Here is a 16,949-nt window from a genome sequence, read left to right as displayed (position 1 = left end):
CTAGGTCCAGGCCATGATCCACGCCAAGAACAGCACGTACGACGTCATCGTAGTGGGCGGCGGCCACGCCGGGACCGAAGCGGCGGCAGCCGCAGCGCGGATGGGCGCGCGGACGGCGCTCGTCACCCATGCCTTCGCGACGATCGGCGAAATGTCGTGCAATCCGGCTATCGGCGGCCTCGGAAAGGGCCATCTGGTCCGCGAAATCGACGCCCTCGACGGCCTGATGGGCCGCGTCGCGGACGTAGCAGGCATTCAGTTCAGGCTGCTTAACCGCTCGAAAGGCCCGGCGGTCCACGGCCCCCGGACCCAAGCCGACCGCAAGCTTTACCGTCAGGCCATGCAGGCCGAAATCGCCGCCATCCCAAACCTCGACGTGATCGAAGGCGGTGTCGAAGATCTCATCGTTAATGATGGCCGGGTCCAGGGCGTGATTACCGCGACCGGCCAAAAGCTACGCGCGGGCGCCGTCATTCTGACGACTGGAACCTTCCTTAACGGCCTCATCCATATGGGGGAGCAGAAGATTCCGGCCGGCCGGGCTGGCGAAGCGCCCGCCCTCAAGCTGTCCGAGCGCCTCTATGGCCTGGGCCTGAAGCTCGGCCGCCTTAAGACCGGCACCCCAGCGCGCCTCGACGGCAAGTCGATCGATTGGGCGAGCCTCGAAATGCAAAAGGCCGACGACGATCCGGTGCCGTTTTCGTTTCTGACCGAGGCGATCAATACCCCGCAGATCGCCTGCGGGATCACCCACACGACCGCGGAGACGCACGACATCATCCGCGCGAATCTCACCCGTTCGCCCATGTATTCGGGCCAAATTGAAAGCGTCGGCCCCCGCTATTGCCCGTCGATCGAAGACAAGGTCGTCCGCTTCGCCGACCGCGCAGCCCACCAGATTTTCCTCGAGCCCGAAGGCCTCGACGACGACACGATCTACCCGAACGGCGTCTCGACATCGCTGCCCGTCGAAGTCCAGGAAGCCTTCCTGAAAACGATGCCGGGCCTCGCGAATGTCGTCATCAAGCGCCCGGGCTATGCCATCGAATACGACTACGTGGATCCGCGCGAGCTGACCCCGGGATTGGAGGTCAAGCGCCTACCCGGCCTCTTTCTGGCGGGTCAGATCAACGGAACGACCGGATACGAGGAAGCGGCCGCCCAAGGCCTTCTCGCCGGCATCAACGCCGCCCTGACGGCAAGCCAAACGACGCGCGATTCAACCTCCAGTGATTCACGTGAAACGGATTCACGTGAAACAAATCAAGCAGATATGGAGGATTCACGTGAAACGTACGCCGTTTCGCGTACCGCCGGCTACCTCGGGGTGATGGTCGATGACCTCATAACCCGTGGCGTTTCCGAGCCCTATCGGATGTTCACGTCGCGGGCCGAATTCCGGCTGAAGCTCCGCGCCGACAATGCCGACCAACGTCTGACGCCGGAAGGCATCGCGCTCGGCTGCATCGGCCCAGAGCGCCGCCGAAAGTTCGAAGCCAAGGCCAAGGCCCTCGCCGACGGCCTGAACCTTCTGAACCAGCTCGCCATGACCCCGACCGAAGCCGCCCGCCATGGCCTCGCGATCAATCGCGACGGCCGCCGCCGTTCGGCGTTCGAGTTGTTGTCTTTTCCGGAAATCTCGCTGGACCGCCTGAAGGCCGTGTGGCCGGAGATCGGCAAGATCGATTCGGCCGTAGCCGCTCAGCTCGAGGTCGATGGCCGGTATGCCGCCTATCTCCGGCGCCAGGACGAAGACGTGGCTCAGCTGAAGCGGGACGAGGCCGTTCGCATCCCCGACGACTTCGACTATGCCGCCATTCCGGGCCTGTCAGCCGAGATCCGGCAGAAGCTGGCGCGCTACCGCCCGGCAACGATTTCCCAGGCTGGACGGCTCGAGGGCATGACCCCCGCCGCACTTTTGACCGTGCTCGCCCGGCTCAAAGCCGCCAAGGACGGCCCGAAGGAAAACAGGGCCGACCGCCAGAGCGACAGCAAGAGCGCCTAGAGCATTTTCAAGCAAAGTGGGCACCGGTTTGCGTTAAGAAAATGCGATGAAACAAACAGCTATGGCCCTGCCACGCATCGATACTCCGGAAGAATTTCAGCGACGTTTCGGAATTTCACGTGAAGTCCGTGAAAAGCTGGAGACTTACGAAGCCCTTCTCAAACGCTGGCAGAAAACGATCAACCTCGTCGCGCCGAGCACGCTTGACGAGATCTGGCATCGGCATTTCGCCGATAGCGCTCAGCTCTGGAAGTACCGGCCGGAAGCCGCCCGAACGTGGCTAGACCTCGGGTCCGGCGCCGGCTTTCCGGGCCTCGTCCTGGCGATCATGGCTTCCGAAACCGGCGGGACGCGCCACATACTGGTCGAGAGCGACAGCCGGAAAGCCGCATTTCTGCGGGAGGTTGCCCGCGAGACCCGCGTTGCTGTGGACATCCAGTGTATGAGGATCGAAAATGCCGAGACTCACGCTAAGGTAGGCAAGGCCGACTGCGTTACTGCGCGCGCTCTTGCTCCACTCTCTCGGCTGGTCGAGATCGCGGCACCTTATTTTGCGTCTTCTACGCTTGGCATGTTCTTGAAGGGCCGTGAGGTAGCGGCCGAAATCGAGAACGCAGCTCAGGACTGGCAGTTTGCCTTTGAGCTGATTCCAAGCGTTACGGAAGAGGGCGGCCGCGTTGTGTTGCTCAAAGCGTTGAACCCAAAGACGGAGGGATAACCCGTGGCCGGCTACGTATCAGGCACGGGCGGTGCGAACGCAGGGCCCCGTATCGTTGCTGTCTCCAATCAAAAGGGCGGCGTCGGCAAGACGACGACGGCGATCAATCTCGGCACAGCCTTGGCGGCCGTCGGCGAGCGGGTTCTCATTCTCGATCTCGACTCCCAGGGCAACGCCTCGACTGGGCTCGGCATCGATATCGAGCAGCGCTTCAAGACGACGTTCGACGTATTGACCGGCAACGCCGCAATCCTCGAAACGGTGCTGAAAACGGCGGTCCCGAACCTCTTCGTCGTGCCGGCGAATAGCGATCTGGTCGGTATCGACGCAGCGCTCGCAACCGATCAAAACAAGGCATTCAAGCTCCGCGACGCGATCACAGCGCTGATCGGCCATCAGCGCGCGCGCGATGCCGACACCCATTTCACATATGTCCTGATCGACTGTCCGCCGTCGCTCAATCTGCTGACCCTCAACGCGATGTCGGCAGCACATGCCGTGCTGGTGCCCGTGCAGTGCGAGTTCTTCGCACTCGAAGGTATTTCGCAGTTGAAGGATTCCATCGAGCAAATCCGCGCGACGCTCAATCCGCGCCTCGAGATCCAAGGCGTCGTGCTGACGATGCACGATGGGCGCACGTCGCTGTCGCGCGAAGTCGCCGACAACGTTCGCGCCTTCTTCGGCAACAAGGTCTACGACACGGTCATCCCGCGCAACACCCGCATCGCCGAGGCGCCGTCGCACGGCAAGCCCATCCTCCTCTACGATTACGATTGCGCCGGCAGCCAAGCCTATATCCGGCTGGCGACCGAAATCATGGAACGCGAACGGCGCTACAAGGCGGCCTGATCGCGAACGGCCAATTCACTGGGATTTTGCAGCTATAAACTGACAAGCAGGGGACGAAGAAGCAGATGAACTCCGTAGTGCCGAAGAGCCGCCTGGGCCGTGGCCTTGCCTCTCTGATCGGAGAACCGGCACCTCTCGGACACCGCCTTCCGCCGGAAGGCGAGCAGCGCATGGTCTCGATCGCCGAGGTCAAATCGAGCCCGCTCAATCCCCGTAAGGACTTCCGCGAAGATGAACTCGCGGAACTCGCGGAATCGATCCGCACCAAAGGCCTCGTCCAGCCGATCGTCGTTCGTCCGAACGGCATGTCGGGCGGCTATGAGATCGTTGCCGGCGAACGCCGCTGGCGCGCGGCGCAAAAGGCCGGGATGCATACGATCCCGGTGATCATCCGCGAGCTCAGCGACCGCGAAGTCCTCGAGCTGGCGATCATCGAAAACGTCCAGCGCCAGGACCTTAACGCGATTGAAGAAGCGTCAGGCTATCGGGAGCTGGTCGAGCGCTTCGATTACAGCCAGGAGCAGCTGTCGGAAATCATCGGCAAGAGCCGCAGCCACGTCGCCAACACGCTCCGGCTTCTGAAACTGCCGACGGGCGTGCAATCGATGGTCCAGCAGGGTCAGCTAACGGCTGGCCACGCGCGCGCTCTGATTGGCCGCGCCGATGCCGAGACGTTGGCCAAGAAGATCATCGACGATAGCTTGAACGTCCGTGACGTCGAGGCGCTGGTCCAGACTTTCGGAGAAGAAGGCCCGACAGGTAACCGCCGCGCACGCGACAAAGACGCCGACACGAAAGCCTTCGAGAAGGAACTGACCGATCTCCTCGGCTTGAAGGTCGAAGTTCGCCGGGGTTCCGGCGAAACCGGCACCCTCACAATCAGGTACGGCAACTTCGACCAGCTCGACTACATCCGCCAACGCCTTGGCGGAGGTTGAGTCTTTAAGCTTTTTATCGCAATTCTGAAGCCGCCGCTTGACGCTGTCGCGGCGGCTTGATGCTGTGCGCGCTGAAAGGCTCGAGGCTTCGAGCCCAATCGCACGAGATACGAAAATGAGTGAAGTGAATACGTTGGAGCGTCTCGCCGCGCTCATCCACTCGCGGCGATCCGATATGAGTGGAAAGTCATATACATCCCAGCTGTTGACCGCTGGCACGGAACGCTGCGCCAAGAAGTTCGGCGAAGAAGCGGTCGAGGCGGTCATCGCCGCGATGGGAACCGATACCGGCGCCCTCAAGGCCGAAGCGGCAGACGTCCTCTATCACTTGCTCGTCTTGCTCGAATCCCGCGACGTGTCTCTCGATGAGGTGCTGAAGGTCCTCGACGGACGCATGGGCACGTCGGGTCTCGAAGAAAAGGCCTCCCGCACCAAGGGTGCATCGTGAAGCCTCGCGCCAACCGTCGCAAGAAGCTGAAGGTGCGCGAAGAGGTGCGTCCTGAGAGCGTACCGTTTTCGCCTTACCGGGTCTTCACCCGCGAGGAATGGGCAAGGCTTCGTGCCGACACGCCGATGACGCTGCAGTCGAATGAGCTGGAGCAGCTGTCCGGTATCATCGAGGAACTCTCCGTCGACGAGGTCGAGCAGATCTATTTGCCCCTGTCGCGTCTTCTCAATCTCTACGTCGCGGCCGCGCAAAAACTGCATTCCGTCAGCTCGGAATTCCTCGGACGCAAAGATACGAAAGTCCCTTTCATTATCGGTGTCGCGGGCTCGGTAGCGGTTGGAAAGAGTACGACCGCACGTGTATTGCGGGCCTTGCTTGCGCGGTGGCCGGACCATCCGCGCGTCGACCTGATGACGACCGACGGCTTTCTTTTTCCCAACGCCGAGCTTGAACGTCGCGGCCTGATGGAGCGCAAGGGCTTTCCCGAAAGCTTCGATACCGAGCGCCTTCTGCGCTTTTTAGGCGACGTGAAATCCGGCGTTTCGAGCGTTGCCGCACCCGTCTATTCGCACTTCCAATACGATATTCTTCCCGGCCAGGAAGTGGAGGTCCATCAGCCCGATATCCTCATTATCGAAGGCTTGAATATTCTCCAGCCGGCCGAGATGCCCAAAGACGGCAGCACAATTCCATTCGTCTCCGATTTCATCGATTTCTCGATTTATATCGACGCCCACCCGGCGGTAATCGAGAAATGGTATCTGACGCGCTTCATGCGCCTCAGAAGCACGGCGTTTCGCGATCCCGGAGCCTACTTCCATAAATACGCAGCCCTCGCGCCTGACGAAGTGCGCCGCATCGCGCTGAAGCTATGGCGCGAAATCAATCTGAAGAACCTCGAAGAAAACATTCTTCCGACGCGCCGCCGCGCCCAGCTCATTTTGCAAAAGGGTGAGAGCCATAGCGTCGAGCAGGCAGCACTCCGCAAGCTTTAAACGGCGATTGTCGGGCCTGGATCGATAAAAAAAGGGGCCGCTTGGGGAAGCGGCCCGCGAGTGATTCACAGGATGAGTTCAGGAATCGAATTGTCGATTAGGTCGGTTGCGGCAAAGGCTCAGCGACCTGGCTGCATCGCCAGAGGCGTCTGCTCGGAGGCGTGTCCGGAAGATGCCGGCGCGGTTCCCCGAAGGTCTTTTGAAAACTCGATGCGCGTCTTCAAGGCAAAGACTTTGTATTTGTCGCGAAGGCGGCGGATCGCCGAAGGGTTTGAATATCCCATCAACCGTATTGCGGTCGTCGGTCTCAATTCGGGGTGTACCCTCAGCAACTCGTCCAGCCGTGCAATACGGTCGCTATCATCGATACCGGTACCTTTCGGGCGGCCACGGCGAATGGGAGAGTGAAGCATTTTGAGCGAACCTCGAAACGAAGCGATTCGTTATTTCGAGACTGCTCGAATATATTCTCCAATTCCAGGGAGAATAAATTTGAGTCCGAATTGGACACGTTTCACCCCCTATACATTCTCCATGTGAACGCCGTTCACCGGAAATAGGTATTTCATACTCATTCGATGATAAGGCGGGCGCGTGCCCCGGGTTACGGAATAATGCCGTGTTGCTTTGCGAATTCGGCGAGCGAAACGGACGGCCGTGCGCCGATGTGGCTGATTATTTCGGACGCGGCGAGACTGGCCAAGCGCCCCGCAATTTCGAGATTTAATCCCTTCGCATATCCGAATAGGAATCCGGCGGCATATAAATCGCCCGCGCCGGTCGTATCGACGACCTTATCGACCGGGAATGCCGATATCCGTATGGATTGGCCTTCGCTGTGAATCTCCGAGCCTTTGCCGCTGCGCGTCAGAACGGCGAGTTTCGCGTCATTCCTCGCGTTTTCCGCTGCAACTTCGAACGAGTCCGTTTGATAAAGAGATTTGATCTCATTTTCATTGGCGAAAAGAATATCGACGCCCGAACGAATGAGATCGAGAAATTCCCCGCGATGGCGGTCGACGCAAAAACCATCTGAAAGTGTCAGCGCCGTCTTTCGGCCCGCGCTTTTTGCAGCTTGATGCGCTGCCCGGAATGCTTGTTTCGCTTGCGGTTCGTCGAAGAGATATCCTTCGAGATAAAGAATTGATGCCGCGCGGATCATTTCCAAATCGAGCTGCGTTTCGCCAAGGCTCGTCGAAATGCCGAGGAACGTATTCATCGTGCGTTCGCCATCGGGCGTAACGAGAATGAGAGAACGCGATGTCGGTGCGCCATTTGAAACGGCCGGCGAAGTAAACGCCACGCCGATCGAACGAATGTCATGTGAAAAGACTTTGCCGAAATCGTCGTCAGCAACGGTGCCGACGAATGCCGCGCGCCCGCCGAACGAGGCGACGCCAGCAATCGTGTTTGCGGCCGAACCGCCGGAGATCTCGACGGCGGGTCCCATCGACGAATAGATCTTTTTGATTTCGTCGGCGTCGACGAGGCGCATGCTGCCTTTGGTAACGCCGATCTCTGAGAGAAAGGCGTCGTTACAGCGCCCAATGATATCGACGATCGCGTTACCGATCCCGATTACGTCGTAACGCGCGTCAGTCATGTCGTCCCCCTTGCCATTTGCGCAGGCACTATAGGGACGCGAGAGATGGTCGCAAGCTGCCCGCTAGCGGCCGCCCGCCGCAGCCGCGGACACTGCGGCCATCGATGCGAGAGCCAAAATCAAGCGCTCGGCGATGACGTCTTCGAGGCTCGACGTAAGGCGTGCCGCTTTTGCAGCTTCCGAAATCCGCCTGAGCGCCTGATCGAGCTGCCCGCGAGACCAGCTCCGCACCTGGCGCGAAAAACTGTCCTTTTGCTTGAAGAACAGCGGCGGCCGGATAGACCTCAGTGCATCGTCGAGACGCTGGCCTGCATCGACGTCGCTTCTGACGCGATGGAGCTTCAGGAAATATCTTTGCACGATCGAGATGATCACTTGCGCGTTCTCACCCGACGCAAGCGCGCGGCCGAAATCGCTGATCGCACTTTTCGTTCGGCCCTCGGCGACGGCTTCTGCAATCCGTTCGAGCGCGAGCCCGGCCGCATCGCCGACCAACCCTTCGACGTCGTCGTGCGTGATCGATGGACGGCCGAGGCAAAAAAGCGCGAGCTTCTCGATCTCGGCGCGCGACAAAGCGCGATCGGCGCCGAGCCGGCTTTGCAGCAACGCTCGGGCGTCGCCTTCGATCGTCAACGAGAAAGACGAAAGGACTTCCGAAATCAGCGTGTCGATGTCGGCGGCGCTATCGGGATAGCAGGCAACGGCGAAACAACGAGATTGGGATTCGAATAGCACCCGCAGGCTGTCGTCCGCTTTCAGATTACCCGCTTCGACGACCAGCAAGCCTTCGAGCGGCCCTGAACTGAGAAGCGGCTTCAGAAGCGCCGTTGAAACGCGTCGGCTGGCAATCGCGCGAACGATTCTTCGCCCCGAAAACATTGGGCGTGTCTGCAACTCGGTCTCGAGCCGCGCTGGATCTTCGTCGAGTTCCGATTCGTCGAGCTTTAGGACTTCGCCCGGCGGGCTTTCGCGAGCCGCGAGGCTTTTGGCGAGCGCTGCCGCGCGTTCGCTGACGAGGCCAGGATCCGACCCGTGGAAAAGCACAGCCGCCAAATCGGCAGGCGGCGCCTTCATGAACGCTGGGGCTTGTTGTGGTTTGACGGCGGTCATCGTGATGCTCTTCTAGGGCGGTGCCCCAGAAATCAGAGCTGAAGATATCAGAGCTAGACGTTGCCGGTCGATAGAACTGCGAGCAGCCGGGTCTGGATTTCCTGGCCGACAGTCTCGGCCGCCCGGTTTTCTGCGTTCTGACGCGCCTCTACGTTGGCGAAAATCGACGACACGCGATCGAACGAAGCGCGGCCGTAGCTTGTGCCGCTCGCCACGACCTTCTTGTCGGAAAGCCTGATGAGGTTGAACGAAGCGTCGATGCTGTAAATCTGACTGCCCGCGTTGCCATCGACGGCAACGAGCATCGAAGTGACGGATTCACGGATGGCGACGTCGAGACGGTACTGCGGCGGCTTCGGAGCACCCCCGCCGGTCGCCTGGAAGATCAGCTCGTTGCGAATCCGCTGGCCGACGCGGCCCGGAATGGGCGCAATGTCGACTGAAGCCATTCGTTCGGTGACGGCCGAACCGTTGATCAACGCCGAGCCGTAAAGGGGACGGAAACCGCCGTCGCCGCAACCGCCCAGCGTCGAACTAAGTGCTGAAACGGCAATAAAGACCGAAGACGCGAAAAGGCCGCGCGCAACCGACCGGCTGCTGCACCTGCCACGTCTCCCAACCCGCCCCTCAACCAACGACATTCACGATCCTCTGCGGAACGACGATAACTTTTTTCGGCGGCCGCCCGTCCAACGCACGCACCACCGATCCAAGCTGCAACGCCGCCGCTTCAACTTCCTCGGACTTCGCACTGCGCGAAATCACAAGTTCGTCCCGTCGCTTACCATTAACCTGTACGGCAATGGTGACTTGATCGTCAACGAGCAGCTCGGGTTCTGGGGCTGGCCACGGTTCATTCGCGACCAGCGTGTTGTATCCGAGCCGCGCCCAGCATTCTTCAGCCAAATGCGGCATCATCGGGCCGATCATGACAATCAGCAGTTCCGCGGCCTCCCGAACGGCCCAGGCAACGTCCGGACCGCGCTTGGATAAAGCCGAATGGAGCACATTGGAAAACTCGTGGATATTGGCCACCGCCACGTTGAAACGCAGCGATTCGATGGCCCGCCCGACGGCGTCGAGAGCCCGGTGAGCAGCCTTTCGGACTTCAAGAGCCTCCGGGCCGAATGAATCGGGCTTCGGGCCTTTTTCGCCGGGATACGTTTCGGCAATCTCCTCGACGATGCGCCAGACGCGCTGAATGAACCGGCCTGCACCGGCAACACCGGCTTCCGTCCAAATGACGTCGCGCTCCGGCGGGCTGTCCGACAGCATGAACCAACGGGCGCAATCGGCGCCGTAGTGGGCGATGATGTCGTCGGGGTCCACGAGGTTTTTCTTGGACTTCGACATCTTTTCGATACTGCCGATCGCGGCCGGACGCCCGGTCGAAATCTCGGCGGCCCGGCGGTTTGCGCCTTCGCCTTCAATCCGGACTTCGTTTGGCAAGAGCCAAAGGCCATCCTCGGACTTGTAGGTTTCGTGGGTCACCATGCCTTGCGTGAAGAGCGCTGCAAACGGCTCCCGCGTGTTCGTCGCGAAAGAGAGATGCCCGGTGTCGCACATCGCCCGCACGAAGAAGCGCGAATAGAGAAGGTGCAAAATCGCGTGCTCGATGCCGCCGATATATTGATCGACCGGCAGCCAATAGTGGGCGGCATTGAGATCGACCGGCGTCTGGGCTTCCGGCGCGGTGAAGCGGACGAAATACCAGGACGAGTCGACGAACGTGTCCATCGTGTCGGTTTCGCGAACCGCAGGCTCGCCGCAAATCGGGCAATTGACGTGCTTCCACGTCGGGTGCCGGTCCAGCGGATTGCCGGGCTTATCGAACGTCGCATCCTCGGGAAGCTCGATCGGCAGGTCCTTCTCGGGAACTGGAACAGGCCCGTGCGTCTTGCAGTGGATGATGGGGATAGGGCAGCCCCAATAGCGCTGCCGGGAAATGCCCCAGTCGCGTAGCCGGTAATTGACTTTTCTAGCGCCCTGCGGCCGCGAACCGAGCGACTGCTTTTCGAGACGGTTCGCCGCTTGCTCGAAGGCGGCCGACGTCGAAAGGCCGTCGAGAAACCTCGAATTGATCATCGTGCCGTCGTCGACGTAGGCCTTGTCGGTCAGCTGAAACGCCTCGGCGTTTTCACCGGGCGGCAAGATGACGGGTACGACGGGAAGATTGTAGCGGCGCGCGAAATCCATATCGCGCTGATCGCCTGATGGGCAGCCGAAGATCGCGCCCGTGCCGTAGTCCATCAAAACGAAATTTGCGACGTAGACCGGAAGCTCCCATCCTTCGTCGAACGGATGGACGGCGCGAATTCCCGTGTCGTAGCCGCGCTTTTCAGCAGCTTCGATGTCGGCGACGGAAGTACCCATCCGGCGACACTCGTCGCAGAACTCGGCGAGCTTGGGGTCGCGTTCAGCAGCGGCTTTTGCCAGCGGATGATCGGCCGCGACGGCGAGAAATGACGCGCCGAACAGCGTGTCGGGCCGCGTCGTATAAACTTCGAGCTCGCTGAAATCTTTCGGCGCCGTCTTTTTGTCCAGTGCCCACCGGACCAGCATGCCTTCCGAGCGGCCAATCCAATTCGCCTGCATCAGGCGCACCTTCTCGGGCCAGTTCACGAGCGTATCGAGATCGCTCAGCAGCTCGTCGGCATAGTCGGTGATCTTGAAGAACCATTGCGTCAGCTCGCGCTGTTCGACGAGCGCGCCGGAACGCCACCCGCGTCCATCGATAACCTGCTCGTTCGCGAGCACCGTCTGATCGATCGGGTCCCAATTGACCTTCGAAGACTTTCGGTACGCGATCCCCTTCTTCAGGAAATCGAGAAACAGCTTTTGCTGATGCCTGTAGTAGCTCGGCGAGCACGTCGCGATCTCGCGCGACCAGTCGAGCGACAGGCCCATCGATTTGAGCTGTCCGCGCATCGTGTCGATATTGGCGTAGGTCCACGTGCCGGGGTGGACTTTGCGTTCCATCGCGGCGTTTTCCGCCGGCATGCCGAAAGCATCCCAGCCCATGGGGTGCAGCACGTTGAAACCGCGAGCCCGCTTGTAACGCGCGACGACGTCGCCCATCGCGTAATTGCGGACATGGCCCATGTGGATGCGCCCCGAAGGATAAGGGAACATCTCGAGCACGTAGGATTTCGGACGCGAGGGATCTTCGGAGGCGCGAAAGATCTCGCCCTTCTCCCAAACAGACTGCCAGTGTTTTTCGCGCTCGGCCGCGTTGTAACGTTCATTGGCCATGGGGGCCTTGGATCTCATTCAAGAATTCGTCGGAAGGCCGTAAAGAGCCCGAATGGTAAAGCCGGTCAAGTCGTTGGGACAACAATATGCCGGCCAGGCCAGCGGGATCGAGGCGGCCCCGTGTAATCGCCTACATGAGCCCGCAGTTAGGTCAAGGCTGCATCCACAACTATAGTGTGAAGCAGGGGTGCGCTACGTCAGTGAACAGGTGGGCCGTCTGAGTGCGGGCCGAACTCGACCGATAGCAATTCGCCCTAAAAAACATAAAAGCGATTAGATCGTGCGGATGCGCGCAGATATGCGCTGGATTGTGTACCCGCCGGATCTTGTACCCGAAATGTCGAGCACATGATCCGGCGGGAACGTCACGTGTTAGCACGTATGCGCGCCGGCGCCCGCTTCTGCGACGGTCTGATCCTGCACGCCGCTGCCGCCTGAAACGCCAATGGCGCCGATGACTTCTCCCTTCGAATCCTTCAGCGGAATGCCGCCGGCGAAGATCATCACGCGGTCGTGGTTCGAAACATGGATGCCGAAGAACTGGTCGCCCGGCTGGCTGTTATCGGCCAATTCCTTCGTGGAAATATTGAAGGCGCGTGACGTGAAGGCTTTGTTGATTGCAATGTTGACCGATCCGAGCCACGCCCCGTCCATGCGAATATGCGAAATCAAGTTCGCGCCCTCGTCGACGACGGCGATGTTCATAGGCTGACCGATCTCCTTGGCCTTCTTTTCTGCGGCGTCGATGATGCGGCGAGCGTCGGCGAGTTTCAGCATAGGGGGATTGCTCCTCAAGTTTCGGTCTAAGGATTAGGGGAGAGTTATGGTTAGCGAAGCCTGTCATTTAGGTCGCGCTTCTACATTTACATAGAGGCAGCGCGAAATTGCGACACTTGTTCCTCATGCTCCGGAATGTCTATGGAAAGACTTGAGATCAACGAGGAACACGCGTGCAACAGAACGACTATCAGGAAAGCGCAGTCGATAGGTTAAAGCGCGTAAACGACGAAATCGCCGCCGCCGCGAAGGCCGCAGGTCGGAATGCGGAAAGCATTGAACTGGTTGCGGTTTCTAAAACTTTCGATGCCGGCGAGATCCGTCCGGTCATCGAGGCTGGGCAGCGTATATTCGGTGAGAATCGCGTCCAGGAGGCGGAGCGCAAATGGCCCCCGCTCCGCGCCGAATTCCCGGACGTAAAGTTGCATCTCATCGGTCCGCTGCAATCCAACAAGGCGAAGGAAGCAGTCGCCTTCTTCGACGCGATCCATACGATCGATCGCGAAAAAATTGCGCGCGCCGTCGCTGGTGAAATGGCGACGCAAGGCCGTAGCCTCGAACTCTTCGTTCAAGTGAATACCGGCGAAGAGCCGCAAAAGGCGGGGATCATGCCGCGCGATGCGCAAGCCTTCGTCGCGTTTTGCCGTGACGACCTGAAGCTTGAGATCAAAGGCCTCATGTGCATCCCGCCGGTGGACGAAGAGCCCGCCGTCCATTTCGCATTTCTCGCCAAGCTCGCGCGCGAATTGGGACTGCCCGGCCTCAGCATGGGCATGAGCGGCGATTTCGAAACCGCAATCGCCTTTGGCGCAACGCATGTCCGTGTGGGTTCAGCTATTTTCGGGGTCCGCTGATCCGGTTTTTCCCACGGCAATTTTGCTCACGACCACAGTGACAAGCACTCGCGGTGCTACGTTCCCCAAGTGATTCGCTTGATGTGTGGGCGTTGGCGCACGCGAGGTAACATTCCCCGATGACTGCATCTCCTCAGAAAAAAGATATCGCCGAAGTCGAAGCCAACACGGCTGCTGCCGAAGCTGCGAACGTCGCGCGCGCGGAAGTGCTGGAGCAGGCGAAAAAGGAAGAAACCGTCAAAGCCAAGACAGCCCTTTCAAAGCTCGAGAAGGGCAAGAAGGACGCGACCAGCGCAGCGCGTAAAACCTGGCACGACTTTCAGGTCGATGTCTGGATCACGAATTTCAATTCGTACGAATTCGGGTTCTGGAAAAAAGAGCGCAATCGCGGCAAGTCGCGTCAGTTTACGACCGACATGGACATCTTCGCCGAGGTCATCGAGAACGGCACACGCACCGGAGTCCTCGGTTATCGCAGGGAGCTTTGGAAAGACGCGACCGGCATGAACAAGCGTCTCGTCTTCAAGCTGTTTTCGGAGACGTTGAATTGGAAGGCCAGCATGGACATGATGCTAGGCCGGTCCGTTCAGCAGACGCTCGCGGCGCATGGGCTTCCTGTCCCCTGCTACTCCATCAATACGAGTCCCGACGACTATATCGTCTATCTCGAACGCTCAGCCCACAAATGGCCGCTGATGCCCGAGAACTTCTCGTTCTTCTTGATGGAAGGCGGAGAACCGAAATTCTACAGGTTCCGTCGCGATCTGATCAATCTCGGCGGTGACTACACGCTGATCGATCAGCACGGCGAGCACGTCGGCCACATCGATGGCGCTGTACTCACGATCGGCGGCAAATGGCGGTGCAAAGTGCGCGGCGATCATGCCGATCCGCGACTGCTGATGGTGATGAAGCTCTTCACCGGAATGCTCGTCTTCAATGGCGGAGCCCGTCGCCACGTGAAGAAACTGGCGCGCGATATTCACGACGGACGCATTAAGCCCGACATCCAGCGCCAGGAAGCCGACCTTTACATGAATCCCCGCCGCATTCGGTAACGGAAAGCCTTAAGGGCGGACAGCGCGGCTGACCGCCCTTAGGCGATATGTGCTGCGCCGATCAGTAGATCGCGGGTACGTAGAGATCATCCGGTACCGGCGTCCGGCTATAATCCGGATGATATACGCGCTCCGGCAGCGCCACCGGCGCCCGCGGAATCTCCTCATACGGCATTTGGCTCAGCAAATGATGAATGCAATTGAGCCGTGCACGCTTTTTGTCGTCGGCGTGAACCACCCACCAGCGCGCCTCCGGAATATGCGTATGCTCGAGCATCGCTTCCTTGGCTTTTGTGTAGTCTTCCCATCGCCGCCGCGACTCGAGATCCATCGGCGATAGCTTCCACTGCTTGATCGGATCGTGGATGCGCATCTCGAATCGCAAATGCTGCTCGTCGTCGGAGATCGAGAACCAGTATTTGATGAGCGTGATCCCCGAACGGACCAGCATCTTTTCGAACTCCGGAACGGTCCGGAAGAATTCTTCGAGATCGGAGTCCGTACAAAAGCCCATGACGCGCTCGACGCCCGCGCGATTATACCAGGAGCGATCGAAGAGAACGATTTCGCCGCCAGCCGGGAGATGCGGAACGTAACGCTGAAAATACCATTGCGAACGCTCTCTCTCGCTCGGAGCCGGCAGCGCGACGACGCGCACGACACGCGGATTGAGACGTTGTGTGATCCTTTTGATGACGCCGCCTTTACCGGCCGCATCGCGCCCTTCGAAAATGACGACGACCTTGGCCTTCGTATTGACGACCCAGTCCTGCAGCTTGATCAGTTCGCGCTGCAGGCGAAACAGCTCTTTGAAGTAGACCTGGCGATCGAGAAGGCCCGCATCGCCGTCGCGATCGCGTCCGTCGAGAAGCCGTTCAAGCCGGCCATCGTCCATCTCCATTTCCAGCTCCTCGTCGAAGCTGTCGGCGATTTCGGCCTCGATGCGCGCTGATAGTGTCCGCTCGGCTTTTTCCTGCTCGTCCATGATCGCCCGTCTATTTTTGCCCAATTGCTCGCGATCCTTTCGCGAGCCAGATGACAACGCTGTGACAATGCACCTCCGCCTCTCAAACCGGCGGCGGGTTGCGTTCCGTGAAGTTCATCTGATGCCAATAAGGGTAGGCTTTCGCCGTCTCGCTGGCGGCGTCAAGCTTCTTCATTTGCTCGGGCGTCAGGCTCCAGCCGACCGCACCGAGGTTGTCCCGAAGTTGCTGCTCGTTGCGCGCACCGATGATGACGCTCGAAACCGTCGGGCGATGGAATAGCCAATTGAGCGCGATCTGCGGAATGCTCTTGCCGGTTTCTTTCGCGATCTCATCGAGAGCATCGACGACTTTATATACATGCTCGTCCGGAACAGGCGGTCCTTGCTCCGCCGTCTTATGAAGACGGCTCGTCTCCGGCAACGGCTGCCCACGTCTGATATTGCCGGTAAGCCGTCCCCACCCGAGCGGACTCCAGACGAGCGCGCCGAGACCCTGATCGAGACCGAGCGGCATGAGCTCCCATTCGTAATCGCGACCGACAAGAGAATAATAAGTCTGGTTCGCGACGAAGCGCGGATAGCCGTAGCGATCGGCGACGGCGAGCGACTTCATCAAATGCCAGCCGGAGAAATTCGATACGCCTACGTAGCGAATTTTACCGTCGCGAACGAGTTGATCGAGCGTCGAGAGCACTTCTTCCGGCGGCGTCAACGCATCGAAGCCGTGAAGCTGGAAAATATCGATGTAATCCGTCTGCAGACGTTTCAGCGCCTGTTCGCAGGTTTTCAATAGATGAAAACGCGATGATCCGACGGCGTTGGGATCGTCACCGAAACGGAATGTCGCTTTCGTCGAAATGAGAGCTTTGTCTCGGCGGCCCTTCAGAGCTTCGCCAAGCACCGTCTCGGAATTTCCATTGGAGTAAATGTCGGCGGTGTCGAAAAGCGTGACGCCGGCATCGAGGCAGAGATCCACCATTTGGCGCGCCTCCGCGACATTGGTAGAGCCCCACGCGCTGAAGAATTCGCCCGAACCGCCGAACGTGGCTGCGCCAAAACTCAAGAGTGGAACCGATAGTCCGGATGCGCCAAGTCTTCGGAATTCCATCTGAGCAGCTCTCTTTTGGCGGCGATTTAGGCGTCTGCGTGCGGATTGTCGCCGCACCCCCGGTTCAAAAAACGCCCGATATGACGGTTAAAATCGATCACATATGGCATCGTTCCTTACGCAAACTTCACAATTTACTCGACCCAAAGTAGTAAATAAAATCTTCTGTACACGGTCTTATTTGAGTTAACTTTTTAATAAATAGACGGAAATTCCCAATATCGCGCCAGTTGTGCATCCGCAAGACGA

16 protein-coding genes are annotated in these 16,949 nt (G+C 59.4%); 8 read left to right on the top strand and 8 right to left on the bottom strand.

Annotated elements, in window-relative coordinates:
• The first annotated feature begins 13 nt into the window (after positions 1 to 13).
• From mnmG to coaA, 6 genes are all read left to right on the top strand, one after another.
• Positions 14 to 2,005, top strand: a complete 1,992-nt coding sequence (gene mnmG / locus AACL53_RS19965) for a tRNA uridine-5-carboxymethylaminomethyl(34) synthesis enzyme MnmG (RefSeq protein WP_339086343.1) — start codon at positions 14 to 16, stop codon at positions 2,003 to 2,005.
• Positions 2,006 to 2,051: 46 nt separating this feature from the next.
• On the top strand, positions 2,052 to 2,723 hold the full coding sequence (rsmG, locus tag AACL53_RS19960) for a 16S rRNA (guanine(527)-N(7))-methyltransferase RsmG (RefSeq protein ID WP_339086342.1): 672 nt from the start codon (positions 2,052 to 2,054) through the stop codon (positions 2,721 to 2,723).
• 3 nt (positions 2,724 to 2,726) lie between these two features.
• A complete protein-coding gene (locus AACL53_RS19955) occupies positions 2,727 to 3,572 on the top strand; it encodes a ParA family protein (RefSeq protein ID WP_339086341.1) in 846 nt (281 codons plus the stop codon).
• A gap of 65 nt (positions 3,573 to 3,637) precedes the next feature.
• Positions 3,638 to 4,510, top strand: coding sequence for a ParB/RepB/Spo0J family partition protein (locus AACL53_RS19950; RefSeq protein WP_339086340.1), 873 nt, complete (start codon positions 3,638 to 3,640; stop codon positions 4,508 to 4,510).
• Positions 4,511 to 4,625: 115 nt separating this feature from the next.
• Positions 4,626 to 4,958 carry a phosphoribosyl-ATP diphosphatase gene (locus AACL53_RS19945; protein WP_339086339.1) on the top strand — a complete coding sequence of 111 codons (333 nt, stop codon included), beginning with the start codon at positions 4,626 to 4,628 and terminating at the stop codon, positions 4,956 to 4,958.
• 26 nt (positions 4,959 to 4,984) lie between these two features.
• On the top strand, positions 4,985 to 5,953 hold the full coding sequence (coaA, locus tag AACL53_RS19940) for a type I pantothenate kinase (RefSeq protein WP_339086995.1): 969 nt from the start codon (positions 4,985 to 4,987) through the stop codon (positions 5,951 to 5,953).
• A 119-nt stretch (positions 5,954 to 6,072) separates the two neighbouring features.
• On the opposite strand, the gene AACL53_RS19935 is transcribed toward coaA, so the two are convergent.
• The 6 genes from AACL53_RS19935 to AACL53_RS19910 all read right to left on the bottom strand — a co-directional run bounded on the left by AACL53_RS19935 (position 6,073) and on the right by AACL53_RS19910 (position 12,695).
• Positions 6,073 to 6,366: a hypothetical protein gene (locus tag AACL53_RS19935; protein ID WP_339086338.1), complete on the bottom strand. Its 294-nt coding sequence runs from the start codon at positions 6,364 to 6,366 to the stop codon at positions 6,073 to 6,075.
• Positions 6,367 to 6,557: 191 nt separating this feature from the next.
• Positions 6,558 to 7,556 carry an adenosine kinase gene (locus tag AACL53_RS19930; protein WP_339086337.1) on the bottom strand — a complete coding sequence of 333 codons (999 nt, stop codon included), beginning with the start codon at positions 7,554 to 7,556 and terminating at the stop codon, positions 6,558 to 6,560.
• 63 nt (positions 7,557 to 7,619) lie between these two features.
• A complete protein-coding gene (holA, locus tag AACL53_RS19925) occupies positions 7,620 to 8,666 on the bottom strand; it encodes a DNA polymerase III subunit delta (RefSeq protein WP_339086336.1) in 1,047 nt (348 codons plus the stop codon).
• A 53-nt stretch (positions 8,667 to 8,719) separates the two neighbouring features.
• Positions 8,720 to 9,307 carry a hypothetical protein gene (locus tag AACL53_RS19920; RefSeq protein WP_339086335.1) on the bottom strand — a complete coding sequence of 196 codons (588 nt, stop codon included), beginning with the start codon at positions 9,305 to 9,307 and terminating at the stop codon, positions 8,720 to 8,722.
• The gene (gene leuS / locus AACL53_RS19915; RefSeq protein WP_339086334.1) at positions 9,294 to 11,918 is read right to left on the bottom strand and encodes a leucine--tRNA ligase; all 2,625 of its coding nucleotides are present in this window, start codon (positions 11,916 to 11,918) and stop codon (positions 9,294 to 9,296) included. Before leuS ends, AACL53_RS19920 begins: the two co-directional genes overlap by 14 nt.
• A gap of 372 nt (positions 11,919 to 12,290) precedes the next feature.
• Positions 12,291 to 12,695: a heme-binding protein gene (locus AACL53_RS19910; RefSeq protein ID WP_339086332.1), complete on the bottom strand. Its 405-nt coding sequence runs from the start codon at positions 12,693 to 12,695 to the stop codon at positions 12,291 to 12,293.
• A 173-nt stretch (positions 12,696 to 12,868) separates the two neighbouring features.
• Between AACL53_RS19910 and AACL53_RS19905 the strand changes: the two genes are divergently transcribed.
• Positions 12,869 to 13,549, top strand: coding sequence for a YggS family pyridoxal phosphate-dependent enzyme (locus AACL53_RS19905; RefSeq protein WP_339086331.1), 681 nt, complete (start codon positions 12,869 to 12,871; stop codon positions 13,547 to 13,549).
• A 119-nt stretch (positions 13,550 to 13,668) separates the two neighbouring features.
• The gene (locus AACL53_RS19900; RefSeq protein WP_339086329.1) at positions 13,669 to 14,607 is read left to right on the top strand and encodes a hypothetical protein; all 939 of its coding nucleotides are present in this window, start codon (positions 13,669 to 13,671) and stop codon (positions 14,605 to 14,607) included.
• Between the two features lie 61 nt (positions 14,608 to 14,668).
• Here AACL53_RS19900 and ppk2 read toward each other — a convergent pair whose 3' ends face one another.
• Both ppk2 and AACL53_RS19890 read right to left on the bottom strand, forming a co-directional pair.
• Entirely contained in the window at positions 14,669 to 15,592 is a 924-nt protein-coding gene (gene ppk2 / locus AACL53_RS19895; protein WP_339086994.1) for a polyphosphate kinase 2, read from the bottom strand.
• 82 nt (positions 15,593 to 15,674) lie between these two features.
• Complete coding sequence (locus AACL53_RS19890) at positions 15,675 to 16,700, bottom strand: aldo/keto reductase (protein ID WP_339086327.1); 1,026 nt, start codon at positions 16,698 to 16,700, stop codon at positions 15,675 to 15,677.
• Positions 16,701 to 16,949 lie beyond the last annotated feature (249 nt).

The sequence above is a fragment of the Hyphomicrobium sp. ghe19 genome (genome assembly GCF_902712875.1).
In the GTDB taxonomy this organism is placed as follows: Bacteria; Pseudomonadota; Alphaproteobacteria; order Rhizobiales; family Hyphomicrobiaceae; genus Hyphomicrobium_B.
The sequence above is the reverse complement of the archived record's forward strand: the minus strand, read 5'-3'. Positions and strand labels throughout refer to the sequence as shown.

Excerpts from the sequence above, each read along its gene's own strand:
- mnmG (WP_339086343.1), top strand. The coding sequence starts at position 14 with ATGATCCACGCCAAGAACAGCACGTACGACGTCATCGTAGTGGGCGGC.
- rsmG (WP_339086342.1), top strand. The coding sequence starts at position 2,052 with ATGAAACAAACAGCTATGGCCCTGCCACGCATCGATACTCCGGAAGAA.
- AACL53_RS19950 (WP_339086340.1), top strand. The coding sequence starts at position 3,638 with ATGAACTCCGTAGTGCCGAAGAGCCGCCTGGGCCGTGGCCTTGCCTCT.
- AACL53_RS19945 (WP_339086339.1), top strand. The coding sequence starts at position 4,626 with ATGAGTGAAGTGAATACGTTGGAGCGTCTCGCCGCGCTCATCCACTCG.
- AACL53_RS19935 (WP_339086338.1), bottom strand. The coding sequence starts at position 6,366 with ATGCTTCACTCTCCCATTCGCCGTGGCCGCCCGAAAGGTACCGGTATC.
- AACL53_RS19930 (WP_339086337.1), bottom strand. The coding sequence starts at position 7,556 with ATGACTGACGCGCGTTACGACGTAATCGGGATCGGTAACGCGATCGTC.
- holA (WP_339086336.1), bottom strand. The coding sequence starts at position 8,666 with ATGACCGCCGTCAAACCACAACAAGCCCCAGCGTTCATGAAGGCGCCG.
- AACL53_RS19920 (WP_339086335.1), bottom strand. The coding sequence starts at position 9,307 with ATGTCGTTGGTTGAGGGGCGGGTTGGGAGACGTGGCAGGTGCAGCAGC.
- leuS (WP_339086334.1), bottom strand. The coding sequence starts at position 11,918 with ATGGCCAATGAACGTTACAACGCGGCCGAGCGCGAAAAACACTGGCAG.
- AACL53_RS19910 (WP_339086332.1), bottom strand. The coding sequence starts at position 12,695 with ATGCTGAAACTCGCCGACGCTCGCCGCATCATCGACGCCGCAGAAAAG.
- AACL53_RS19900 (WP_339086329.1), top strand. The coding sequence starts at position 13,669 with ATGACTGCATCTCCTCAGAAAAAAGATATCGCCGAAGTCGAAGCCAAC.
- ppk2 (WP_339086994.1), bottom strand. The coding sequence starts at position 15,592 with ATGGACGAGCAGGAAAAAGCCGAGCGGACACTATCAGCGCGCATCGAG.
- AACL53_RS19890 (WP_339086327.1), bottom strand. The coding sequence starts at position 16,700 with ATGGAATTCCGAAGACTTGGCGCATCCGGACTATCGGTTCCACTCTTG.